The sequence below is a fragment of the Amycolatopsis keratiniphila subsp. keratiniphila genome (genome assembly GCF_001620365.2).
GTDB classification, from domain to species: domain Bacteria; phylum Actinomycetota; class Actinomycetes; order Mycobacteriales; family Pseudonocardiaceae; genus Amycolatopsis; species Amycolatopsis keratiniphila.
Map to the genome: position 1 here is coordinate 68013 of NZ_LQMT02000042.1, position 21113 is coordinate 89125.

Consider the following 21113-nt stretch of genomic DNA (forward strand, 5'->3'; position numbering starts at 1 on the left):
GTGTCAGCGCGGACGGCGATCGTTGCCGCCATGACCACTTCAGCGAAGCGATTCTTCCGACGGGCGACGATCACCGCGGTGGCGGCCGCCCTGCTGGCCGGCGTCACCCCCGGCCTGGCCGCCGCGGACAGCGGACGGGACCGGCCGGACCTCCGGGCGATGGCCGAGGAGATCGTCGCCTCCGGTTTCGCCGGCGCGCAGCTGCGGGTGCACGACCCGCGAGGCGACTGGACCGGCAGCGCCGGGGTGCGCGAGCTGGGTTCGGCCGCCAAGCCGCCGACCAACGGACGGTTCCGGATCGGCAGCAACACCAAGACCTTCGTGGCCACCGCCGTGCTGCAGCTGGTGGGGGAGGGCAAGATCGGCCTGGACGCGCCGGTGGCCGGGTACCTGCCCGAGTTCGGCCTCGACCGGCGGATCACCGTGCGGATGTTGTTGCAGCACACCAGCGGCCTGTTCGACTACACCGGCGCGATGCTGCCCGACGGCACGATCGTGCCGGGAATCCCCTTGACGGGCAAGGAATTCCTGGACAACCGGTATCACACCTACCGGCCGGAGGAGCTGGTGCGCTTCGGCCTGTCCAAGCCGCCGCTGTTCGCGCCGGGCACGGACTGGACGTACACGAACATCAACTACGTCCTGGCCGGGCTGGTGATCGAGAAGGTCACCGGCCGTCCGTACGGCGACAAGCTCCAGCGGCGGATCTTCCGGCCGCTCGGGCTCCGGGACACCGTGGTTCCCGGCACCTGGCCGGGCATCCCCGGGCCGCACGCCCACGGCTACTACCGCTACGAGGAGAAGCCCGGCCAGTGGAAGACGGTCGACATCACGAACCAGAACCCGTCGTGGGCGTCCAGCGCCGGTGAGCTGATCTCGACCACGAAGGACCTCCACACGTTCTTCTCCGCACTGCTGGGCGGAAAGCTGCTGCCCGCCCCGCTGCTCGCCGAGATGCGCAAACCGCACCCGAAGGGCGGCTACGGACTCGGGCTGTACGTCCAGGAAGCGAGCTGCGGCACCGTCCTCAAGGGAATGGGCGGCTTCCACGGCTTTGGAACGGTCATGGCCGGCACGGCTGACGGCAGCCGGACCTTCGAGCTGTCCATGACCTACGGGGACTCGGCAGCCGATCTGGGGCAGGCCTACAACAAGGCGGACCAGCTGCTCACCGACAAGGTGCTGTGCGGCAAGTAGGTCAGAGCCGCAGGAACCCCATGTCCGGGAAATGGGCCGGCGCGATGATCGCGCCGGTCTCTTCCGCTTCGGCGAGAAAGCGTTGCCGGGTACGGAGAGCGAGATCGGGGTCGACGTCGCCGAGGAAACCGACCCGCGAGTCCGTCAGCTGCGCGGGAGTGTGCAGGACGTCGCCGAGCAACAGCAGACGCTCGTCGTCCGCGGTGATGTCGAGGACGTAGTGGCCGGGCGTGTGTCCCGGAGCGTGCCGCGCCACGACGCCGGGCGCGATCTCGACGGTGTCGCCGCTGATCGCCTCGGTCAGCCCCGCGCCGCGGGCGGTCTCCATCCCGACGCGGCTCCATTCGCCCGTCCCGGCGGGCGCGATCAGCGCGTCCCAGTCGAGACTGCCGAAGACGACCTGTGCACCGGAGAAGGTCAAGTCGCCTTCGGGGGCGATCCAGCCGATGTGGTCGTTGTGCAGGTGGGTGAGGAAGACGGTGTCGATCTCGTCCACCGGGCATCCGGCCTTGTCCAGCGCGGCGGCGAGGTCGCCACCCGTGCCCATCGGCGGCGTCGGATCGCCCTTGGCAGGCGTCATCCCCGGCGGGAAGGCGAATTCGCGCGGGCCGAGGCCGGTGTCGACGAGGATCGTGCGGCCGTCGCCGCGGATCAGGTACGCGCCGGTCGGGACGTGCACGGTGCCGTCCTCGTCGAAGACGTCCGGGTGGGCTTCGGGGTCGAGACCGGGGAAGAACGCGAGCGGCAGCCGGATCAGGCCGTCCCCGATCGCTTCGATCTCGATGTCTCCGACGGTGATGCCCACCAAAACCCCCAAAAAAGCCGATTCCGTTGCCGGGAACGACAACCGGCCGGGGGCCCGGTCTGTTCCCGGTTTCAGGAACCGACCGGTTCCCGCAGCTCAGCGGTGGCGAAACCGGCGATGCCTTCGGCGAAACCCGTCCGCGCGGTGAAGCCGAGCAGCCGCCGGGCGCGGGCGGGATCCGCGACGACATGCCGGACGTCGGCGGGCCGGGCCCCACCGGCGATCTTCGGGGCAGGTCCGTCACAGGCCTTCGCCAGCTCTTCGGCGAGTTCGCCGACGGAGTGTGGTTGCCCGGAACAGATGTTCAGCGGAGTCAGGTCGCCTTCGGGCCCGTCGGTGCTCAGCGCCAGGACGTTCGCCCTCGCCACGTCGTGGACGTGCACGAAGTCGCGCTGCTGCTTGCCGTCCTCCAGCACGATCGGCGCCTCGCCGCGCAGAAGCGAGGAACGGAACAGCGACGCGACACCCGCGTATGGCGTGTTCTGCGGCATCCGCGGTCCATAGACGTTGTGATAGCGCAGAGCCCAGACCGTTCCGCCGGTCTGCCGGGCCCACGCCGCCGCCAGATGTTCCTGTGCGAGCTTGGTGGCCGCGTAGGTGCTCCGCGGCCGCAGCGGCGCGTCTTCGGGGACCAGCCGCCAGCCGAGCTCGACGCCGCAAGCCGCGCATGTGGGTTCGAAGTGTCCGCCATCCACATCGGACTGTTTCCGCGGCGACGGCGCGACGATGCCGTGGGCAGGGCATTCGTAGCGACCTTCGCCGTAGACGACCATCGACGAGGCGAGCACCAGTTTCCGGACTTTCGCCCGGTGCATGGCCGCGAGCAGCACGGCGGTCCCGTAGTCGTTGTTCAGCGCGTACGACGGCGCGTCGGACGGATCGACCCCGTGCCCGACGACGGCCGCCTGATGGCAGACCGCGTCGACACCGTCCAGCAGTTCCGCGACCAGCTCCGTGTCGGTGACGTCACCCCGGAGGAACCGGTGACGGCCGGTGTAGGCGGGCGGGCGCGGCGAACCGTGTGCGGTGCCGAGGAGGTTGTCGAGGACGACGACCTCGTGACCTTCATCGGACAGCAGATCGGCCACGTGGGAGCCGATGAACCCGGCCCCGCCGGTAATCAGTGTTCGCACCACTCCGACGCTAGGGGCGTTTTCCGGCGGTGGACCCGGATCACCGGCTCACGTCAGGGAATCGTCACAACTACGCGGCACCGCCGGAGCGAAGATCAGCCGAAACCGGATACGGTGTGCCTATGGAACGGAGCGCACAACGGCTGGGCCGCGCACTGGTGGTCATCGTGGACGATCGCGTCGCCCACGGCGAACACGAGGACAACACGGGACCGTTGGTCACGGAGCTGCTCGAAGAGGCCGGGTTCATCGTCGACGGCGTCGTCGTGGTCGAGGCCGAGACGGCCGCGATCCGCAACGCGCTCAACACCGCGGTGATCGGCGGCGCCGACCTGGTGATCACCGTCGGCGGCACCGGGGTCTCCCCGCGCGACCGCACACCCGACGCGACGGCCGGTGTGCTCGACCGCCCGATCCCGGGTATCGGCGAGGCACTGCGCGCGTCCGGTCTCGCCGCCGGCGCGGTGGACGCGGGCATCTCCCGCGGGCTCGTCGGCGTCTCCGGCAGCACGCTGGTGGTCAACCTCGCGGGTTCCCGCGCCGCCGTCCGCGACGGCATGGCGACGCTCTCGTCGCTGGTGCCGTACGTGATCGACGAGCTGTCCGGGCTCGAAGAGGCCTAGTTCTTCGGGGCGGGTCCGGGCTCTGTCCCGGGCTCGCCCTTTTTGTCGGGGTGCAGCACTCCTTCCACCTTTTCGGTGACCTGGCCGATCTTGTCCTCGAACCGGCCACCGGTGACCTTGTTCGCCCCGGCCGACGCCGCCGAGACACCCTTGGCCGCGACGTCGCCCGCCTTCTCGGCCAGCGGCCCGGCCTTCTCGCGGACTTCGCCCGCGACCTCTTCCGCTTTGTGGATGGCCTGCGCGGCCAGTCCCTTCGCTTTGTCGACAATGCTCATGCGCTGATGGTCCCACCGGCCGGGGTACCTCGCGACCGGTGCGAAAATGGACGTCATGCCAGGTGAAGACGAGGACAAGCGCTCCGCCGCGGCGGCGAAACGACGGGTCGACGAGATCTTCGGCGACGTCCTGCCGGACACGACCTCCGACGAGCGAGAGCCGGGGCAGCGCACCCCGGACTCCGACTCGTGGTTCCTGGAGAACCGGCCGCCTCATCACGACCGGTGAACCGGGTCAGCTCTGACGGTTCTGCTGCGCGCGCAGCAGGTCACGGATTTCGGTGAGCAGTTCGACGTCGGTCGGCTCCGCCGGGCCTGCTTCCTCGCCGCGCTTGCGCCGCTCCTGGACGTGCTTGACCGGCAGCACGATCACGAAGTAGACGACGGCCGCGACCAGCACGAAGTTGATCGCCGCGTTGATCACGCCGCCGAAGTCGAGGAACGTGGCGTCGTTCTCGGCCAGGATGTTGAACCCCAGCCCCTTGGCGGCGTCCGACCCGCCGATGGTGTTGATCAACGGTTTGATCAGGCCGTTCGTGAAGGCCGTGACGATCGCGGTGAACGCTGCGCCGATGACCACCGCGACCGCCAGGTCGACGACGTTCCCGCGCATCAGGAAGTCCTTGAAACCCTTGAGCAAGACGCTCTCCTCTTCACCTGGGACGGTTCGCCGACCGTCCCTTTCCATACCGGGGGGACGCAGGCGCCCGCCGCCATAGGGCAGGCGCGAGCTAGCGGAGGGTAACCGTTATGGACCGTTCCAGCGAGGTGGCCGCGACTCGTGTCGCGATCGCGGAAGGCAGGGAAAGCAGCACCAAAGGTCCCTTGCTCCCGGCGCCGGGAGCGGTCGGATCTCGGGCAGCCTGTTCGCCGACGGCGGCCACGACGGCCATGCTGGCCAGCACAGATGCTTCGCGTCCGGCCTCGGCGGCCGCGACGACGTCGACGCGCTGGCCCGGCCTGAGCAGTTCCGAGACGCCGGCGTCGGCGAGCCTCACCGGGACAGTCGAACTCTCGGGATCACCCGATCCGGGGATGTCCGCGTCCAGCAGCCGGACGTCGGTCAGCGGTTCACCCGCCCTCGCGGCACCGACGAGCAGCCGTCCCTCCACCGAAGCGGGCAGGCCGGTGGCGCCCTGTGGACGGACGTCGTCGGGGAGGTCGACGAGCTTGAGGTCGGCGGCGCGCAGCACCGTCCCGGCCGGGAGGTCATGGGCGGAGACCACGGTCGCGGTGCCGGGCGCGCCGCGTGCGGACGGCGGCAGGAAGAGCGCGACCAGGCCGCTGAGCAGCAGGGACACGGCAAGCCAGCGGCGCATCAGCCGCGCGGGCCTGCCGCGGAGTCTTCGCAGGACGGGCAGATCGTGGAACACGGGATTCCCCCTCGTCGATCGGTGATGATCTCGACGCTAGGGGCGGCACGCGGTCCTGGAAAGAACGAAAACCCCCGGCTGTGGATAACCGGGGGCCTGTGGACAACTCGGGACGTCAGGAAGCGGCGGCGGCCGTTTTCGTGGTACCCGTGGAGGAGGAGGCCGGGCTCTTGGTCTCCGACTTGGACTCGGTCTTCGACTCCGACTTCGTCTCGGTCTTGGCCGGGGCCGCGGTCGTGTTGGCCTTCGAGTCGCGCGAATCGTTGCGGTAGAACCCGCTGCCCTTGAAGACCACGCCGACCGAGCTGAAGACCTTGCGAAGCGGGCCCGAGCACTGCGGGCACACGGTCAAGCTCGCGTCGGAGAACGACTGCACGGCCTCGAAAGCGTGGTCGCATTCCTTGCAGGCGTACTGGTAGGTGGGCACTGCTGCTCCTTCGTGCATTGGCACTCAGCCGACAAGAGTGCTAACGCCTAACGGTACCGGGGCATTCCGACGCAGGTCAAACAAGGTTTCCCAAGGTCACATGACGTGCTGGTCACGCACGTCGTGCCTAGGCTCGGTGATGTCGTGCCACGCCGGAGCGCGGGAAGGGTGGTCACCATGCCGGAAGTGGATCCGTTCGGCGGCAGGTGCCCGACCAGTCACGAGCGGATGACCGGCCTCCGGCACGGTGCTCGACGCGGGCTGCGGATCGGGCGAGAACGCGCTCCACCTCGCGTCGCGAGGATTTCCGTGCTGGGCGTCGACGTCGCCGACGCGGCCCTCGACATCGCACGACGGAAGGCGAGCGAACGCGGGCTCGAGGCCGAATTCCAAGCGGCGGACGCGCTCCGACTGGAGCGGCTTGGGCAGCGGTTCGACACGGCACACCTTCGACGCGGACGAGCGCCGGGCCGCACCCGGTGAAACGTGAGGCGCTGACAAAGCCCTTCGGTGCAGGATGGCGCGTGAAGACCATCGTGGAGGAGCGCGTCCGGACGAGGTTCCACGACGAAAACGGCGCTCCCGCGTGGTTCGCGACGATCGAAAGAGAGCCGTCGGATGAGTGAACTGCGAGATCTGCTGGCCGACGTCGCCGCCCGCGTCGCCCACTACCGCGAAAACGTCGCCGACGCCCCGGTCTTCCCGGACGACACGACGGGCGTCCGCGAAAAACTCGGGGATCTGCCCGCGAAACCCGTCCCGCCCGCCGACGTGATCCGGCGGCTGGCCGACGCCGTCGAGCCGGCGCTGGTGGCGAACACCGGGCCGAGGTACTTCGGTTTCGTCACCGGCGGCGCGCTCGACGCCGCGACCGCGGCCGACATGCTGGCGACCGGGTGGGATCAGCCCGCGTTCAACCATGTCACCTCGCCCGCCGCCGCGATCGTCGAGGAAGTGGCGGGCGAATGGCTCAAGGAGGTCCTCGGCATCCCGGCCGGCGCCTCCTTCGGCTTCGTGACCGGCGGACAGGGCGCGAACACGGTCGGCCTCGCCGCCGCCCGGCATCACGTGCTGGCGCGGGCCGGATGGGACGTCGAGCGCCGGGGGCTGCAGGGGGCGCCGCCTCTGCGGGTCGTCGCCGGAGAGGAACGGCACGCGTCGATCGACCGGTCGCTCCGCTTGCTCGGCCTTGGCACCGACGCCGTGCGGCCGGTGCGCGCGAACGGACAGGGCGCCATCGACATCGCCGATCTGGAGCGGACGCTCGACGGGCCCGCAATCGTTTGCCTTCAGGCCGGGAACGTGAACACCGGTGCTTTCGACGATTTCGCCGCCGCGACGGAGATCGCCCGCCGGCACGACGCGTGGGTCCACGTCGACGGCGCGTTCGGGCTCTGGGCGGCCGCCGCTCCCACGCTCAGGCGATGGACCATCGGACTGGCGGCGGCCGATTCCTGGGCGGTCGACGGGCACAAGTGGCTCAACGTCCCGTACGACAGCGGCTACGCCTTCTGCGCCCACCCCGAGTCGCACAGGGCCGCCATGGCGGTCACCGCCGCATACCTGACCGGTCAGGGTGACGGCGGCGTGAGAGCGCCGGGCGACTTCGTGCCGGAGTCCTCCCGCCGGGCACGAGGATTCGCGACGTGGGCCGCGCTCAGCGAGCTCGGCCGCGAGGGGATCGCCGAGATGGTCGAGCGATGCTGCGCGCTGGCGAGGAGGTTCGCCGAGAAACTCGAAGCGTGCGAGGGCGTCACCGTCGTGAACGACGTGGTGCTGAACCAGGTGCTCGTCGCCTTCGATGGCGAGACGGACCGCGTCGTGGAAACCCTCCAGCGGTCCGGCGAGTGCTGGATGGGCGCGACCACTTGGCGCGGACGGCGCCTGATGCGCATCTCCGTGTCCAACTGGAGCACGACCGAAGCGGACGTCGATCGCAGTGTCGAGGCGATCAAGGCGGCCTGGAAGAGCGATCAGGAATCGAGAAGCGCCGGGAACCGGTCTCACCTAGCGTGACCGTCATGGACATCGCCATTCACGGGAGCTTCCTCCCGCAGACCGACCCCGAAGCCGCATTGGCCTTCTACCGCGACCTCCTCGGCTTCGAGGTGCGCAACGACGTCGGCTACGACGGCATGCGCTGGCTCACCGTCGGCCCGCCGGGGCAGCCCGTGTCGATCGTGCTGCACCCGCCCGCCGTCGACCCGGGTATCACCGACGACGAACGCCGGGTGATCAGCGAGATGATGGCCAAGGGCACCTACGCGGGGATGTTGTTCTCCTCCGACGATCTCGACGGCCTCTTCAAGCACCTGCAGGAGGCGGGCGCCGAGATCATCCAGGAGCCGACCGACCAGCCGTACGGCCTGCGTGACGGGGCCGTCCGTGACCCGTCCGGGAACCTGATCCGTATCCAGCAGCGCGTCTGAATTCACCGGGTGCGGGCGCGGACGTGGATCCGCTCGCCCTGTTCACCGAAGAGGCTGAGCACCTCGACCCGCCCGCGGCCGGTGGCACCGAACCAATGCGGCGTCCGGCAGTCGAACTCGGCGGCCTCGCCGGGACCGAGCACGACGTCCTGGTCGCCGAGCACGAGCCGCAACCTGCCTCGCAGCACGTAGAGCCATTCGCGGCCGCCGTGCGTTCGGGTGCGGGGCTCGTCGTCGCTCGCCGGGATCGTCATCTTGTAGGCACGGGGCCCGTCCTCGTGCCGGGTGAGCGGGATGAGCACCCTGCCGTCCGAAGGTGCTTCGAGCACCCTCGGTGAGGCGACGATCTCGTCGACGCGCAGGCCCAGCGCGGCGATCACCGGCAGCAGTAGTTCAAGGCTCGGCTTGCGCTGCCCTGATTCGAGTCGGGACAGGGTGCTGGTGGAGATGCCGGTGGCGCGGCTGAGCTCCACCAGCGTCGTGCCCTTCTTCTCCCTGGCGCGGCGCAGCCGGGGAGCGATCAGTTCGATCGCCGCGGTGACGGCGGGTTGGCTCTCCATGCCGCCAGCAGAGCAGCTCGTCCCGATTCCGGCAAAGTTCTTTGCCGAAACAGCCAGAAGCTCCCGATGCTGGCGCCATGATCGAGACGAAACGCCTTCCCGCCGGGGTCTACCTCCTCGCCTTCAGCCTGTTCGCGATGGGGAGCGCCGAGTTCCTGATGGCCGGGGTCCTGCCCGCGGTCGCGGTCGATCTCGGTGTCTCCCTCTCCTCCGCGGGCGCGCTCATCACCGCGTTCGCCCTCGGTGTCGTCCTCGGCGGTCCGCCGTTCGCCGTGCTGAGCCTGAAATGGCCGCGGCGTACGGCGTTGATGACCACACAGGCCGTCTTCGCCGCCGCCATCGCCGTCGGTCTCCTCGCCGACGACTACTGGCTCCTCTTGGTCACCAGGTTCGTCGCCGGTCTCGCCTACGCGGGATTCTTCGCGGTCGCCGCCGTGACCGCGATCAGCCTGGTGACCCCCGACCGCAACGCTCGCGCCTCCGGCGTCGTCGTCACCGGGCTCAGCGTCGCGATGGTGGCCGGGGGACCGGCGGGCACCTTGCTGAGCAACCTCACCGATTGGACCGGTGGCTTCTGGGGCGTCGTGACGCTGACCGTCGTGGGCGTGATCGCGTGCGCCGTCGGCCTGCCCGCGACCGCGCCTTCGGCGGAACCCAGCCTTTCGGGGGAGTTGCGCGCCATGCGGACGCCACGCCTTTGGGGTGTCTACGCGATCACCATCCTGAGCACCGCCGCGTACATGGTGTCCTTCAACTACCTGGCGGCGATGCTCGTGGACGTCGTTCCCGCGGTCTGGATCCCCGCGGTCCTCGCGTTGTTCGGGATCGGTGCCTTCGCCGGACTGTCGATCGGTGGCCGGATCTCCGACCGTCGCCCGCACCACGCGCTGCTCGGCGGCGGCGCCGGCATCGCGGTCTTCTCGGTGATGCTCGCGCTGTTCGCCACTTCCGTCTGGGTCGTCGTGCCGACGGTGTTCCTGCTGGGCGTCGCGGCCTTCGTGCTCAATCCGGCGCTCTACGGGCGGGTGTTCACGATCGCCGCTTCCGCCCCGACCCTCGCCGGCGCGACCACGGTCTCGGCCTTCCAGCTGGGCATCAGCCTCACTCCGGCCTTCGCCGCCGGGGCGCTGAATCTGGGTGCTTCGCTGGCCGCCATCCCGTGGATCGGTGCTGGTCTGGCGCTGATCACGGTGGCACTTGTGCTCGTTTGCTAGCATGCGAGCATGGCTCAGGTCGAGAAACGGCAATTCAACGTCTATCTGCCGCCCGACCTCATCAAGCGGGTGAAGCACGCCTCCGTCGACGCCGACGAGTCCCTCTCGTCGTTCGTCGAACGGGTGCTGGAGGAGTACCTGCTGCGGACCAGTGAGGAACGCGAGCGATGAAGATCATGCCGATCCGCTACAGCGCGGACGTCGAGGCCATGACGCGGTTCTACGAGGTGCTCGGCCTGCGGACGGGGCCGGTTTCGCGCCCCGGCGGCTGGGTCGAGATGCCCGCCGAGGCCGGGATGCTGGCCATCCACCGGACGTCCGGCGACGACGTGGGCCGCTGCGAGCTGGCCTTCGAGGTCGACGAACCGCTGGAGGACGTGGCGGAACGTCTGCGGGCCGCCGGATTCGACCCCGGGCCGCCGATGGACGAGGGCTTCGGGCACTCGCTGCGCGTCCAGGATCCGGACGGGGTCTGGGTGCAGCTGAACCGGTACGACCGAGATCTCTACACATGACGGGAGTCCGGCTGGCGGTCGGCATCGTCGCGCTCGAATTCGCGGCCGCCGTCACCGGTTTCGTCGCGTCCACCTTGCTGCCCGTCGTCGCGGCCGATCTCGACGCGAGGAACGACCTCGGACTCCTGATCGCCGGCTCGACGCTGGGCCTGTTCGTCGCGCTTCCCCTGGCGAGCAGGGTTCTCGCCCGGCTGGGCCCGCGCGGCACGCTCGCCGCCGGGATGATCGCCTACCTCGGCGGGCTCGGCTTGGCCGCGTCGGCGCGGACGGCGTGGATGTTCGCCCTCGGCCAGTTCTCCGCCGGGCTGGCCAGCGGGTTGCTGGCGATTTTCGGTGTCAGCTCGGCGATCCGGCATCTCGACGACCGGCTGCGGATCCGCGTGATCGCGGCGTCTTCGGCGATGTGGATCGTGCCCGCCCTGGTCGGCCCGGCCGCGACCCTCGGCCTGGAACACCTCGTCGGCTGGCGGTGGACCCTGCTGCTGCCGGTACCGTTCGTCCTTTTCGGACGGTTGCTGGTCGTGCGTGCCGCCCGCGGTGACGCCCCCGATGCCGCTTCGCGGCCCTTGCTGTGGACGCTGTCGGTGCCGCTGGGGGCCGCGATCGTCGTGTTCGGCGCGGGTTTTTGGCCGCTCGCGCTCGCCGGGGCGGCGATCACCGCCGTCGGGACGGTCGCGATCCTGCCGCCGGGCACCGCGCGGCTCCGGCCGGGAACCCCCGCCGCGCTCGGCGCGATGGTGCTGTTCGCGATCGGCTATTTCGGCGCGGACAGCCTGATCACCGTGCTCCTGACGAGCGTTTTCCAAGTGAGCCTCGGGCAGGCGGCGATCGTCCTGAGCGCCGGCCCGCTCGGCTGGGCGGTGACCAGCCTCGTGGCGGCCAAGTTCTCCTCGGCGCGTTTCCCCGTCGTAGGCCTGAGCTTGACCGCCCTCGGCACCGCGGCCGTGGCCTTCGGTGGTTCGTTCGCCATAGCCCTCGTCGCCTGGACGGTCGCCGGAATCGGCGTCGGACTCGCGTACCCGGGCCTGTACCTCAGAGCCACGACGGCGGACGTGAGTGGTTTCACCGCCGCGGAACTGGCGACCGCCGTCATCACCGCGGAATGCGTCGGACAGTTGCTGGGCAGGGCCGTCGGTGGCGCCTTGAGCTCCTCCGGCACCGGTTTGCTGGCCTCGTACGGGCTTTTCGCGGCCGCCCTGGCGGCGGCCGCGTTCGCCGCGAGTCGTCAGTCGATAAGGACGTTCTTGTAGAACAGGTTCGCGTAGCGGTTGATGTTGTCCATGCTGCTCCGCGACCCGAAACCCATGTACAGCCGCGTTTCCCCGGCCAGGCTCCGGTAGATCCCGAGCCCCTCCGGCTCGCGGAACACCAGAGACTGCCCCGCCTTTGTCAGCGCGCGGCTCTTCACCGTGCCCGTGTTCATGTCGATGCAGGTGACATAGGAGTTGATGTCGGCGGGATCCGCGTGGCCCGTGCCGTCCAATGTGTACAGATATTGGCCGTAGATGGTGTAGCCCTGGAAGGTCACCGGCACGGTGGACAGCGCGGGCTGCGCGAAATGCGCCAGCGGCGAGCTGAAGTTCCCGGCGGCGGCGGAGGCGAGCGGGTAGACGCTGTAGAACATCTTGCCGCCTTCCTTGCGGCGTACCGCGATCCGCTTGTTGATCGGATCGGTGGCGCAGGTGATCGTGTCGCTGCCGGTGAGGAACTTCTTCACCGACGGCGTGCCGCCGTTGACGAACTTGAACCGCGCCAGCGCCGTCCCGCGCCCCGAACTCGTCGGGCCGTCCGAGTCGCATTCCATCCAGATGTAGGAGTCGGTGCCCACCGGCTCGACACCGATCGAGACCCCGTGCCCGGCGTTGTTCAGATGCATCGAGCCCTGGATCTCGCCGGAGAAGTTGACCTGGGTGACGCACAGGTCGTCACCGGTCCCGCCGTTGCGGGCGTTCACGATGAAGATGCGCACGTTCTGGTTGTCGAAGGCGAAGCCCTGCATTACATGGTGCGATTCGTGCAGGATCTTGCTGCGGAACTCGTCGTAGGACGGCTTGGTGAGGTCGAACCGCTTGGACGACGGCACCGCGGCCGAAGCCGGCGCGGCGAACACCGCGCCGGTACCGAGCAGCGCCGTCGTCGCGGCGAGACCACCACCGGCGCGCAGCAGCGAACGCCGGGAGAACGGGGATCGGACGGGATCCGGGGGCACCTGCTCGGACATGGGCGCTCGCCTTCGTCGGGTTTCGCGGTCCGATCGAAGGTTGTTCACGCTCGTACAAGATTCGTACAACCCGGCGGTGCGACAACTAAAAAAGGGTCTTCCCAATTCTTTGGGAAGACCCTTTCGGACTGTGGAGCTGAGGGGAATCGAACCCCTGACCTTCTCGATGCGAACGAGACGCGCTACCAACTGCGCTACAGCCCCTGGTGAAGCTTGCCCCTGCGTTTGAGGCTCCATGAGCTTAGCAGTGGCTCTGGAGGCTCAAACGCAGGGGGGTCACTCTCCGGAGGCCCGGCGGAAAGGCCTGGTCCCGGGCTCGTCGAGCTCGTGGAAGGCCGGGTCCTCGTCGTCGAGGTCGACCACGACGGCCTGGCGCCGGAGGCGGGACATCGGGGACGGCTTGCGTTCCACGACGGCCGGGCGTTCGGTGGCGACGACCTCGATGTCCTCACGGGACTCGTGCGCATCGTGGTCTTCGTCGTCGATCGCCGGGCGGCGCGGGGCGCGGGTGCTGTTGAAGCGGGCGAGGCGGCGCTGCCGGATCTCGTTCTCGATGCGGACCTGGCGGCGGAGGTACACGAGGTAGCCGATGAGGACGGCGTCGACGACACCGTTGGCCCACCAGACCGTCGGGGTCAGGAAGCCGGCGACGGCCGCTGTGGTGACCACCAGCACCAGGAGCGCGATGACGACCCGCTGCCGGAACGCGTACTTGGCGCGGGCGGCGATGTCCGCCGCTTCCGGGTCGAATCCGCCCCGGCCGGGCCGGTAGCCCGTGCCTTGGCGTTCTCTTTCCGGGCGGGCCGTGTGCGAGGGCTGGGGAAGCGGCTCGGCTTCCGGTGCCTCGTCTTCGAGGTCGGCGTCGAGCTCCGCCTCGAGTTCGGCCAGGTCGTCTTCTACCGACGGTTCCGTGTTTTCCGCCATCGCGAACTCCTCCGGTCCCTCGTGGCGTGTGCTCCCGCTCCGCACGACTCGCGCCGCCAAGGCCGAGTCCGTCGTCCGTGCGACCTGCTGGCGCTTGCGGGCGACCATGGGCACGAGAACGACGAGCCATGCCGCTGCGAGCGCGACGATGATCACCGAACTGGGCATCTCCCGTCACCTCCCCCGATCCACTGCTGTAGTCACGCTAGCCACAACAGTCACACACGCCGCGCAGACTCGCCGGTTTCGATCACGGAAAATGCATCACCAAATTAGGTGAATCTCACAGCTTGTGGTAACGCGGTCACCGGAACGGCCCCGTAACGGGGTCAAACGCGCTCCGCGAGGCCCTTCGAGACGAGCCGTGAGACCAGTCCGTCACCGGTCTCCTCCTTGGTGACGGCGTAGCAGAAATGGTCCCGCCAGCCACCCGCGACGTCGAGATAACGCTCGAAAAGTCCCTCTTGCCGATAGCCCGCTTTGGCGAGAACCCGCAGGCTGGGGGTGTTTTCGGGGCGGACGGTCGCCTCGAGGCGGTGCAGTCCGCCGAAGTCGAAGACGTGGTCGGTGACGAGGGCGACGGCGCCGGTCGCGACGCCGCCGCGGACGATGTCCGATGACACCCAGTAGCCGATCCAGGCCGAGCGGAGCGATGCCCGGATGACGTTACCCACAGTGATCTGGCCGGCGAAGCGTCCATCCACCGTGATGGTGAACGGGAGACATTGACCGCGCCTGGCCAGGCCGCGCAGTGCCAGCCACTGGGACGGCCATGACCAATACGCGTTGCGATCCGGCCATGGTCCGATGCCGGTCGGTTCCCACATTTCCAGATGCTCGCGGTCGCGCAGCCGGACGCGGCTCCACTCGCCGGCGTCGCGGAGGCGGACCGGCCGGACGGCGAGGATCCCGGCGGGCACCCGGAGCGGGCCCAGCTTCGCGGGCCAGCCCGGATGCCTGCTCTCGATCGGATACGCGACGCCGGAAATCGGTGCGCCCATTACGCCCGCTGGGCCAGGAAGGTCACCTTGACCTGCTCGCCCGCGGCGACCTCGGTGAGGTCTTCGTCGATGTTGATCAGGCAGTTCGCCTCGGCCAGCGACGCGAGCAGATGCGCGCCGGAGGTGCCGAGCGGCTGCACCAGGTATTCGCCGTTGCCCTCGTCACGCAGCAGTTGCCCGCGCAGGAACCCTTTGCGGCCCTTGGTCGAGGTGATCGGGGAGAGCAGCCGCGCGCCGACGATCCGGCGGTGCGGGTTGCGGGTGCCGCGCGCGGCACGGATCAGCGGGCGGACCAGCACCTCGAACACGACCAGCGCGCTCATCGGGTTGCCGGGGATCAGGAACGTCGGGACCGAGTCGGGGCCGAGCCTGCCGAAACCCTGCACGGAGCCGGGGTGCATGGCGACGCGGGTCATGTCGATGTGGCCGAGATCGGAGAGCGCGGCGTGCACTTCGTCGCCCGCGCTCCCGCCGGCGCCGCCCGCGACGACGACGATCTCCGACATCAGCAGACGGCCTTCGACGATCTCTCGAAGACGTTTCGGGTCGCCGGGGACGATGCCGACGCGGCTCACCTCGGCGCCCGCGTCCCGGGCGGCCGCGGACAGCGCGTAGGAGTTGACGTCGTAGACCTGTCCGACCGACGGGGTGCGGTCGATGTCGACCAGTTCGTCGCCGACGGAAACGATCGAAACCCGGGGCCGCGGGTAGACCAGCACCTTCGCGCGGCCGACCGCGGCGAGCAGGCCGACCTGGGCCGAGCCGATGGTGTCGCCCTTGCGCACGGCGACGTCGCCGATCTGCACGTCTTCACCGGTCCGGCGTACGTAGCCGGCCGAGGGCACCGACCGGTGCACGGTGACCTTGGCCTGGTGGCCGTCGGTGTACGCGGTCGGGACGACGGCGTCGGCGAGCGTGGGCAGCGGCGCGCCGGTGTCGACCCGCACGGCCTGCCCCGGCTGCAACCGCCGCGGCTGGCGGGAACCGGCGGCGATCTCGCCGACCACCGGCAACTGCACCGGCTCCTGGCCCGCGGAGCGGACGTCGACGCTTCGCACCGCGTAACCGTCGACGGCGGCCTGATCGAAACCGGGCAGCGCGTGCTCGGCGACGACCTCTTCGGCGCACAGGAGGCCCTGGGCCTCGGAGATGGCGACCCGGACCGGACGCGGGCGTACCGCGGCGTCCAGCGTCAGGGAGATCTGATCCTCGACGGAACGGAACTGTCCCGCGTCTTCGGTCTCGGCCGCTTCGGCGATGGGTTCCGTCATGGCTGGGGGAGCTCGATCCGTTCGTTCGACCAGGCACACGTCGAAGGCCCGTCGGTGAACTGAAGTTCACCACCGTTACCAGGAGTGATGCGGTCCGAAGCCGTGGAAATCGCCCGATCGGGCAAGCTCCTCGTGGTCCGGGCCGCCGGGGTGGTCGCTGCGCCTGTCATAGGCGTGAAGCCTAACCTGACCACGTGGTCGAGCCCGGCAATGAACACCTGAGTAAAACGGAGTGGCGTTCCCGGATAACCGCCGAACGGCGTTCGCAGGTGTCGGAAGAGCGCGCGCGGGAAGCCGCGGCGCTCGCCGCGGCCGCCGCTCGGCTGCCCGGTGAAGTCGTCTGCGCCTATGTTCCGTTCGGTACCGAACCGGGTTCGACGTCACTGCTCGATCAACTTCTCGACCAGGGCAAACGGGTGCTGCTGCCGATCGTCCCCGACGTGCCGGGCCCGCTGGAGTGGGCCGCCTACGAGGACTCGTCGAGCCTCGGGCCGGGACGGCTGCGGGGCTTGCTCGAGCCGACCGGACGCCGCCTCGGTCCCGACACGCTGGGGACGGCCGATCTGGTGCTGATCCCCGCGCTCGCCGTCGACGACGTGGGCGTCCGGCTCGGTCGCGGCGCCGGGTACTACGACCGGTCGCTTTCCTTCGCCGCGCCCGGCGCGGCGCTGATCGCCGTCGTCCGGGACACCGAACTCGTGCGCGAGTTGCCCGCGGAACCGCATGACGTCCGCATGACCGGGGTACTGACCCCGGAGCAGGGCCTGGCGCCGCGCCCGGTAGATAGACTGACGCCCCGACGCAGTGGTTCAGAAAGGGCACAATGAGCTCTGAAGCGCACCTGTCCGATCATTTCGCCGAAACGCTGTCGAAAATGCGTTCCGCGGGCGCCCACCCCATGGAGCTGGCCGCCCTGCGACGGCGTCTCGAGCAGCTGACCGAACCCGGCGCCGGTGAATTGCCGGGAAACGAACTCGAACCTCTCGGTGACATCAGCAGGCTCGTGGATCTGCCGGAGCCGGACGCCGAAGAAGCGCGCCGGGTGCTGGACCGCACCGCCGTCCTGAAGCTCAACGGCGGGCTCGGCACGAGCATGGGGCTCACCGGGCCGAAATCGCTGCTGGAGATCAAACCGGGGAAGACGTTCCTCGACGTCATCGCCATGCAGGTGCTTTCGACCCGGGAGAAGTACAACGCGCGGCTTCCGCTGATCCTGATGAATTCGGCGGGCACGCGCGAACCTTCGCTCGAGTTGTTGAAGAAGTATCCCGATCTCGCCGACGACGTCATCCCGGCCGACTTCCTGCAGGGGCGGGAACCGAAGATCACCGCAGACGGACGGCCCGCCGACTGGCCCGCGAACCCGGAGCTCGAATGGTGCCCGCCGGGGCACGGCGACATCTACGTCGCGCTCGCGGTGAGCGGGATGCTCGAAACCCTGCTGGCGGAGGGAATCCGCTGGTGTTTCGTGTCCAACTCCGACAACCTCGGCGCGCTCCCGGAGGCCCGGATCGCGGCGTGGCTCGCGAAAGAGGACATCCCGTTCGCGATGGAGACGGTGCTCGGCACCGCGGCCGATCGCAAGGGCGGGCATCTCGCGCGGCGCGCCGGCCGGATCGTCCTGCGTGAATCGGCCCAGGTCCCCGACGGGGACGACTCGTTCGGCGATGTCGGCAAATGGCGTTTCTACAACACGAACAACATCTGGGTCGACCTCGAACGGCTGAAGGCGCTCCAGGACGCCGACCCGGCGGCGCCCCATCTGCCGCTGATCGTGAACCGGAAGACCGTCGATCCCGCCGACGCCGCCAGCACGCCGGTGATCCAGCTCGAAACGGCGATGGGCGCGGCGATCGGCTCGGTCGAGGGCGCGCGCGCCATCGAGATCCCGCGGACCCGGTTCGCGCCGGTCAAGACCACCGACGATCTGCTGGTCGTCCGGTCCGACGCGTACGTGCTCGACGACGGCGGGGAGATGGTCCCGGAGTTCACCACCACGCCGCCGGTCGTGTCGCTGAGCAAGGAGTTCTACAAGCTCCTTCCGGACTTCGAGGCGCGTATCCCGGCCGCGCCTTCGCTCAAGGAGTGCACGAGCCTCGCGGTGGACGGCGACGTCACCTTCGGCAAGAACGTCGTCGTCCGCGGCGATGTGAAGATCACCGGGCCGAAAACCATCCCGGACGGCGAAGTCCTCTAGTCCCGCTGGGCGATGAACACGTACTCGCGTCCTGGACGGTCGGGGGCGTCCCGGACGTCCAGGACGCGAAAACCGTGTTCCGTCAGCAAGGACTCCAGGTCTTCGCGTTCGCGGAACCACAACGTCGAGTCCGAGGTGACGACCTCGCCGTCGGAGAACCGGTAGCTGTACCGGAACGACACGAACGGGAGGTTCACCTCGGTGACCTCGCGCCACTGCTCGACCTCGCCGACGCCCGGGACGTCGATGGTGTCGTGTGCCGTGTCGGCCGCCCAGTCCTCCCATGCCCGGCGTCCGGGGCGCCGGATCTCGAAGACCAGATGACCACCCGGCACCAGCGCGGCGTGGATGCCTTCGAGGGTCCGGCTCCATTCGTCGTCGGTCAGGAAGACCTGGGCCACGTTCCCGGTCATCACCGCGAGATCGGCTCCCACGTCACCCGCCGCCTTCGCGTCACCATGGATCCAGGTGATCTTCCCTTCCGGGTCTTTGGCCTTCGCGACGTCGAGTGACGCCTTCGCGGGATCGACACCGACGACCTCGATCCCGCGCGCTGCCAGGAGAACGGCCAGGCAACCGGTGCCACAACCGACGTCGAGCACTCTGTTCGCCCCGAGTTCGCCGATGATGGCGAGGTAGTGCTCCAGGTCGTCGCGAGCACCGTCGAAGGCGTCGTAGATCGGGGCGAGCCGGGCGTGGGCGAAGAGCGCGTCAGGCATTCGGCGACGATAGTTCCGGTACACGTTCGGGAGCCACGGATTTACGGGCGCGCAGCCAGGCCCGTTCTCCCAGCAGTGTCAGGAAAGCGGGCAGCAGCACGCCGCGGACCAGTGTGGCGTCGATCAGGACGGCGACCGCCATCCCGACTCCCATCATCTTGTACTCGATGGCGCTCAACGTGATGAAGACGCTGAACACGCCGACCATGATCACCGCCGCGCCGCTGACCACGCCGGCGCTCGTGCCGGTGCCGCGGACGATCGCGGCGATGGCGCCTTCCGCCCGGCGTTCACGGATCCGGCTGAGGATGAAGATGTGGTAGTCCATGCTCAGCCCGAGCAGCAGGACGAACATGAACATCGGCAGCCAGCCGACGACCCCGCCGTACGGGGTGAATCCCAGCAGGGAAGCGAAATGGCCGTCCTGGAAGATCCAGGTGAGCACGCCGTAGGCCGCGCCGATCGACAGCAGGTTCAGCACGATCGACACGATCGCCACCGGGAGCGACCGGAAAGCCAGCAGCAGCAACACGAACGCCGCCAGCAGGACGAACCCGAAGACCAGCGGCATCCGTTCGATCACCCGGTCGGCGAAGTCGCGGGCGTTCGCTGTCCGGCCCGAAACCGCGTACTCGACGCCGTCCACCTTCCCGATCGTCTCGGGGAGTACTTCGCTGCGCAGCTTCGCGAGCGCCGCATCGGAGGCCGCGTCGCGGCCGGCGCCGGAGAGCGGGACCCGGACGACCACGGCATCGTCGACGCCCGCGACGGCGATGGGTTTGTTCAGCACCCCCGAGGTTTCCCCGATCCGCCGTTCGAGATCGGTGATCGCCGACCGCAGTGCCGGGCTGTCGACCGGGCCACCGTTCTGGGCCGTCAGCACTACGGTGGCGGGGTAGACCACGCCCGGGAAGGCCTCCTGGGTGCGGATGGCGGCGTCGATCGTGGGCATCGACTTCGGCAGGCTCTCCGCCGGTGTCGGGTCCTGCAGGCGCATGCCGAGCGCGGGCAGCGTGAGCAGGATCAGCAACGCGGCCCCCAGCCCGCCCCACAACGCCGGCCGCCGGGTGACCACGCGGGCGGTCGCGGACCAGAACCGCGACTTCTCCGCCGTGGTGCGCCGCTTGCCGAGCCAGGGAATCCGGCCGCGATCGACCTTGTCGCCCAGCAGTGAGAGCAGCGCGGGCAGCACGGTGACCGAGCCGAGGACGGCGAGGCCGACCACGAACGCCGTGCTGATCGCGAGACCGGTGAAGTTGTCGAGCCCGGTGAGCACCAGCCCGCTCACACACAGGACGACCGTGAGCCCGGAGACGACCACGACGTGCCCGGACGTCCGTGCCGCGATGCGGGTCGCGGCGTCGATCGAGTGCCCGTGCGCGCGTTCTTCCCGTTGCCGCCTGAGGAAGAACAGCGAGTAGTCGACGCCGACCGCCATCCCGATGAGCAGGGTGATCACCGTCGTCGCGCTGTTGATCGGAGTGAAGTCGTCGACGACCGACAGGAAGCCGAACGTCGCCGCGACACTCGTGCCCGCCAGCAACAACGGGACCGACGCGGCGACCAGCGCGCCGAAGACGATCAACAGGATCACCAGCGTCAGCGGCAGGGAAAGGAGCTCCGAGCGTTTGACGTCCTCCCGGATGCCCTTGTCGACCACGGACGACAGGCTCAGATCCCCGGACTGGCTCAACCGGACCGAAGGATGCCGGGCGGCGACCTCGGCCACTCGCGCCGTCGCTATCTCGAAGTTCGGGCGGATGTCCTTCTCCCCGCCCGCGATCGAAAACCCGACGAGCCCGGCCGTGCCGTCGGCCGAGATCCGCTCGGCGCCTCCGTCGGCCAGCGGTGAGCGGACGTCGGCGACCGAGCCGCCCGTGGTGAGCGTGGTGACCAGGTCTTCGGTCGCCCGCCGGAGTTCTTCGTTCGCGGCGAACGGCGGCGAGCCGGGTTCCTTCGCCTCGACGAGGACGTTCTCGCGCAACGGGTCGAAGGTGTTCTGGGCGTTCAAAGCGGTCTGGGCACGGCCGGACTCGCCGGGATCGGTGCTCCGGCGGCTTTCACCGTCCAGCAGGATTCCCGACAGCAGGGCGACGGCCACGAGGACGACCCAGCCGACGAGGGTGACCGCGCGATGCCGGATGGACCAGGCGGCGATCTTTTCGGGCAGCATGAACTACAGTCCTTTACGTGAAGGAGTGAGATGCCTCGGGCGAGGTTTTTGCTTCT

At 69.2% G+C, this 21113-nt stretch carries 25 protein-coding genes and 1 tRNA gene; 12 read left to right on the forward strand and 14 right to left on the reverse strand.

What is annotated here, in order from left to right; translation table 11 throughout:
- Positions 1-30 precede the first annotated feature (30 nt).
- On the forward strand, positions 31-1197 hold the full coding sequence (locus AVR91_RS38325; RefSeq protein ID WP_063273183.1) for a serine hydrolase domain-containing protein: 1167 nt from the start codon (positions 31-33) through the stop codon (positions 1195-1197).
- Between the two features lies 1 nt (position 1198).
- Here the strand turns inward: AVR91_RS38325 and AVR91_RS38330 are convergent, their stop codons facing one another.
- Complete coding sequence (locus tag AVR91_RS38330; protein WP_063273182.1) at positions 1199-2002, reverse strand: MBL fold metallo-hydrolase; 804 nt, start codon at positions 2000-2002, stop codon at positions 1199-1201.
- Between the two features lie 71 nt (positions 2003-2073).
- The gene (locus AVR91_RS38335) at positions 2074-3135 is read right to left on the reverse strand and encodes an NAD-dependent epimerase/dehydratase family protein (RefSeq protein WP_063273234.1); all 1062 of its coding nucleotides are present in this window, start codon (positions 3133-3135) and stop codon (positions 2074-2076) included.
- A gap of 122 nt (positions 3136-3257) precedes the next feature.
- Here AVR91_RS38335 and AVR91_RS38340 point away from each other — a divergent pair, with 122 nt between their 5' ends.
- Positions 3258-3758 (forward strand): MogA/MoaB family molybdenum cofactor biosynthesis protein, encoded by a 501-nt coding sequence (locus AVR91_RS38340; RefSeq protein WP_005155592.1) that lies wholly within the window; start codon positions 3258-3260, stop codon positions 3756-3758.
- On the opposite strand, the gene AVR91_RS38345 is transcribed toward AVR91_RS38340, so the two are convergent.
- The gene (locus AVR91_RS38345; protein WP_063273181.1) at positions 3755-4033 is read right to left on the reverse strand and encodes an Rv0909 family putative TA system antitoxin; all 279 of its coding nucleotides are present in this window, start codon (positions 4031-4033) and stop codon (positions 3755-3757) included. The genes AVR91_RS38340 and AVR91_RS38345 overlap by 4 nt on opposite strands.
- Before the next feature lie 55 nt (positions 4034-4088).
- On the opposite strand from AVR91_RS38345, the gene AVR91_RS42550 reads away from it, so the two are divergent.
- Positions 4089-4262 (forward strand): hypothetical protein, encoded by a 174-nt coding sequence (locus AVR91_RS42550; protein WP_172843561.1) that lies wholly within the window; start codon positions 4089-4091, stop codon positions 4260-4262.
- A gap of 6 nt (positions 4263-4268) precedes the next feature.
- Here AVR91_RS42550 and mscL read toward each other — a convergent pair whose 3' ends face one another.
- The 3 genes from mscL to AVR91_RS38360 all read right to left on the reverse strand — a co-directional run bounded on the left by mscL (position 4269) and on the right by AVR91_RS38360 (position 5833).
- Complete coding sequence (gene mscL, locus AVR91_RS38350; RefSeq protein WP_016337369.1) at positions 4269-4673, reverse strand: large-conductance mechanosensitive channel protein MscL; 405 nt, start codon at positions 4671-4673, stop codon at positions 4269-4271.
- A 91-nt stretch (positions 4674-4764) separates the two neighbouring features.
- The gene (locus AVR91_RS38355) at positions 4765-5406 is read right to left on the reverse strand and encodes an SAF domain-containing protein (protein ID WP_063273180.1); all 642 of its coding nucleotides are present in this window, start codon (positions 5404-5406) and stop codon (positions 4765-4767) included.
- Positions 5407-5521: 115 nt separating this feature from the next.
- Positions 5522-5833 carry an FmdB family zinc ribbon protein gene (locus tag AVR91_RS38360; RefSeq protein WP_016337367.1) on the reverse strand — a complete coding sequence of 104 codons (312 nt, stop codon included), beginning with the start codon at positions 5831-5833 and terminating at the stop codon, positions 5522-5524.
- A 177-nt stretch (positions 5834-6010) separates the two neighbouring features.
- On the opposite strand from AVR91_RS38360, the gene AVR91_RS38365 reads away from it, so the two are divergent.
- From AVR91_RS38365 to AVR91_RS38375, 3 genes are all read left to right on the forward strand, one after another.
- Complete coding sequence (locus tag AVR91_RS38365; RefSeq protein ID WP_228709453.1) at positions 6011-6316, forward strand: class I SAM-dependent methyltransferase; 306 nt, start codon at positions 6011-6013, stop codon at positions 6314-6316.
- Positions 6317-6451: 135 nt separating this feature from the next.
- Complete coding sequence (locus AVR91_RS38370) at positions 6452-7849, forward strand: pyridoxal phosphate-dependent decarboxylase family protein (RefSeq protein ID WP_063273178.1); 1398 nt, start codon at positions 6452-6454, stop codon at positions 7847-7849.
- Positions 7850-7854: 5 nt separating this feature from the next.
- The gene (locus AVR91_RS38375; RefSeq protein ID WP_063273233.1) at positions 7855-8262 is read left to right on the forward strand and encodes a VOC family protein; all 408 of its coding nucleotides are present in this window, start codon (positions 7855-7857) and stop codon (positions 8260-8262) included.
- A 2-nt stretch (positions 8263-8264) separates the two neighbouring features.
- Here the strand turns inward: AVR91_RS38375 and AVR91_RS38380 are convergent, their stop codons facing one another.
- A complete protein-coding gene (locus tag AVR91_RS38380) occupies positions 8265-8822 on the reverse strand; it encodes a helix-turn-helix domain-containing protein (RefSeq protein WP_016337364.1) in 558 nt (185 codons plus the stop codon).
- A gap of 77 nt (positions 8823-8899) precedes the next feature.
- Here AVR91_RS38380 and AVR91_RS38385 point away from each other — a divergent pair, with 77 nt between their 5' ends.
- The 4 genes from AVR91_RS38385 to AVR91_RS38400 are packed head-to-tail and all read left to right on the forward strand — an operon-like array spanning position 8900 to position 11801.
- Positions 8900-10036, forward strand: a complete 1137-nt coding sequence (locus AVR91_RS38385; RefSeq protein WP_063273177.1) for an MFS transporter — start codon at positions 8900-8902, stop codon at positions 10034-10036.
- Positions 10037-10045: 9 nt separating this feature from the next.
- Positions 10046-10207: a hypothetical protein gene (locus AVR91_RS38390; RefSeq protein WP_016337362.1), complete on the forward strand. Its 162-nt coding sequence runs from the start codon at positions 10046-10048 to the stop codon at positions 10205-10207.
- A complete protein-coding gene (locus AVR91_RS38395; RefSeq protein WP_063273176.1) occupies positions 10204-10551 on the forward strand; it encodes a VOC family protein in 348 nt (115 codons plus the stop codon). The genes AVR91_RS38390 and AVR91_RS38395 overlap by 4 nt, the downstream gene beginning before the upstream one ends.
- Positions 10548-11801, forward strand: coding sequence for an MFS transporter (locus AVR91_RS38400; RefSeq protein ID WP_063273175.1), 1254 nt, complete (start codon positions 10548-10550; stop codon positions 11799-11801). Before AVR91_RS38395 ends, AVR91_RS38400 begins: the two co-directional genes overlap by 4 nt.
- Here AVR91_RS38400 and AVR91_RS38405 read toward each other — a convergent pair.
- The 5 genes from AVR91_RS38405 to glp all read right to left on the reverse strand — a co-directional run bounded on the left by AVR91_RS38405 (position 11777) and on the right by glp (position 15968).
- A complete protein-coding gene (locus AVR91_RS38405; protein WP_063273174.1) occupies positions 11777-12772 on the reverse strand; it encodes a phage baseplate protein in 996 nt (331 codons plus the stop codon). The two genes, AVR91_RS38400 and AVR91_RS38405, sit on opposite strands and share 25 nt — an antisense overlap.
- A gap of 131 nt (positions 12773-12903) precedes the next feature.
- Positions 12904-12976: transfer RNA gene (locus AVR91_RS38410), tRNA-Ala, on the reverse strand.
- 72 nt (positions 12977-13048) lie between these two features.
- Positions 13049-13864 (reverse strand): divisome protein SepX/GlpR, encoded by an 816-nt coding sequence (sepX, locus tag AVR91_RS38415; RefSeq protein ID WP_016337358.1) that lies wholly within the window; start codon positions 13862-13864, stop codon positions 13049-13051.
- Between the two features lie 161 nt (positions 13865-14025).
- The gene (locus AVR91_RS38420; RefSeq protein ID WP_063273173.1) at positions 14026-14697 is read right to left on the reverse strand and encodes a GNAT family N-acetyltransferase; all 672 of its coding nucleotides are present in this window, start codon (positions 14695-14697) and stop codon (positions 14026-14028) included.
- Positions 14697-15968 carry a molybdotransferase-like divisome protein Glp gene (gene glp / locus AVR91_RS38425; RefSeq protein ID WP_063273172.1) on the reverse strand — a complete coding sequence of 424 codons (1272 nt, stop codon included), beginning with the start codon at positions 15966-15968 and terminating at the stop codon, positions 14697-14699. Before glp ends, AVR91_RS38420 begins: the two co-directional genes overlap by 1 nt.
- 218 nt (positions 15969-16186) lie before the next feature.
- On the opposite strand from glp, the gene AVR91_RS38430 reads away from it, so the two are divergent.
- Both AVR91_RS38430 and AVR91_RS38435 read left to right on the forward strand, forming a co-directional pair.
- Positions 16187-16795, forward strand: coding sequence for a 5-formyltetrahydrofolate cyclo-ligase (locus AVR91_RS38430; protein WP_063273232.1), 609 nt, complete (start codon positions 16187-16189; stop codon positions 16793-16795).
- Positions 16792-18165 (forward strand): UTP--glucose-1-phosphate uridylyltransferase, encoded by a 1374-nt coding sequence (locus AVR91_RS38435; protein WP_063273171.1) that lies wholly within the window; start codon positions 16792-16794, stop codon positions 18163-18165. Before AVR91_RS38430 ends, AVR91_RS38435 begins: the two co-directional genes overlap by 4 nt.
- Here AVR91_RS38435 and AVR91_RS38440 read toward each other — a convergent pair.
- Positions 18162-18884 carry a class I SAM-dependent methyltransferase gene (locus AVR91_RS38440; protein WP_063273170.1) on the reverse strand — a complete coding sequence of 241 codons (723 nt, stop codon included), beginning with the start codon at positions 18882-18884 and terminating at the stop codon, positions 18162-18164. The two genes, AVR91_RS38435 and AVR91_RS38440, sit on opposite strands and share 4 nt — an antisense overlap.
- Positions 18877-21057 carry an MMPL family transporter gene (locus AVR91_RS38445; RefSeq protein ID WP_063273169.1) on the reverse strand — a complete coding sequence of 727 codons (2181 nt, stop codon included), beginning with the start codon at positions 21055-21057 and terminating at the stop codon, positions 18877-18879. Before AVR91_RS38445 ends, AVR91_RS38440 begins: the two co-directional genes overlap by 8 nt.
- Positions 21058-21113 lie beyond the last annotated feature (56 nt).

Excerpts from the sequence above, each read along its gene's own strand:
- AVR91_RS38325 (WP_063273183.1), top strand. The coding sequence starts at position 31 with ATGACCACTTCAGCGAAGCGATTCTTCCGACGGGCGACGATCACCGCG.
- AVR91_RS38340 (WP_005155592.1), top strand. The coding sequence starts at position 3,258 with ATGGAACGGAGCGCACAACGGCTGGGCCGCGCACTGGTGGTCATCGTG.
- AVR91_RS38345 (WP_063273181.1), bottom strand. The coding sequence starts at position 4,033 with ATGAGCATTGTCGACAAAGCGAAGGGACTGGCCGCGCAGGCCATCCAC.
- AVR91_RS42550 (WP_172843561.1), top strand. The coding sequence starts at position 4,089 with ATGCCAGGTGAAGACGAGGACAAGCGCTCCGCCGCGGCGGCGAAACGA.
- AVR91_RS38365 (WP_228709453.1), top strand. The coding sequence starts at position 6,011 with ATGCCGGAAGTGGATCCGTTCGGCGGCAGGTGCCCGACCAGTCACGAG.
- AVR91_RS38370 (WP_063273178.1), top strand. The coding sequence starts at position 6,452 with ATGAGTGAACTGCGAGATCTGCTGGCCGACGTCGCCGCCCGCGTCGCC.
- AVR91_RS38375 (WP_063273233.1), top strand. The coding sequence starts at position 7,855 with ATGGACATCGCCATTCACGGGAGCTTCCTCCCGCAGACCGACCCCGAA.
- AVR91_RS38380 (WP_016337364.1), bottom strand. The coding sequence starts at position 8,822 with ATGGAGAGCCAACCCGCCGTCACCGCGGCGATCGAACTGATCGCTCCC.
- AVR91_RS38385 (WP_063273177.1), top strand. The coding sequence starts at position 8,900 with ATGATCGAGACGAAACGCCTTCCCGCCGGGGTCTACCTCCTCGCCTTC.
- AVR91_RS38390 (WP_016337362.1), top strand. The coding sequence starts at position 10,046 with ATGGCTCAGGTCGAGAAACGGCAATTCAACGTCTATCTGCCGCCCGAC.
- AVR91_RS38395 (WP_063273176.1), top strand. The coding sequence starts at position 10,204 with ATGAAGATCATGCCGATCCGCTACAGCGCGGACGTCGAGGCCATGACG.
- AVR91_RS38400 (WP_063273175.1), top strand. The coding sequence starts at position 10,548 with ATGACGGGAGTCCGGCTGGCGGTCGGCATCGTCGCGCTCGAATTCGCG.
- AVR91_RS38405 (WP_063273174.1), bottom strand. The coding sequence starts at position 12,772 with ATGTCCGAGCAGGTGCCCCCGGATCCCGTCCGATCCCCGTTCTCCCGG.
- sepX (WP_016337358.1), bottom strand. The coding sequence starts at position 13,864 with ATGCCCAGTTCGGTGATCATCGTCGCGCTCGCAGCGGCATGGCTCGTC.
- AVR91_RS38420 (WP_063273173.1), bottom strand. The coding sequence starts at position 14,697 with ATGGGCGCACCGATTTCCGGCGTCGCGTATCCGATCGAGAGCAGGCAT.
- glp (WP_063273172.1), bottom strand. The coding sequence starts at position 15,968 with ATGACGGAACCCATCGCCGAAGCGGCCGAGACCGAAGACGCGGGACAG.
- AVR91_RS38435 (WP_063273171.1), top strand. The coding sequence starts at position 16,792 with ATGAGCTCTGAAGCGCACCTGTCCGATCATTTCGCCGAAACGCTGTCG.
- AVR91_RS38440 (WP_063273170.1), bottom strand. The coding sequence starts at position 18,884 with ATGCCTGACGCGCTCTTCGCCCACGCCCGGCTCGCCCCGATCTACGAC.
- AVR91_RS38445 (WP_063273169.1), bottom strand. The coding sequence starts at position 21,057 with ATGCTGCCCGAAAAGATCGCCGCCTGGTCCATCCGGCATCGCGCGGTC.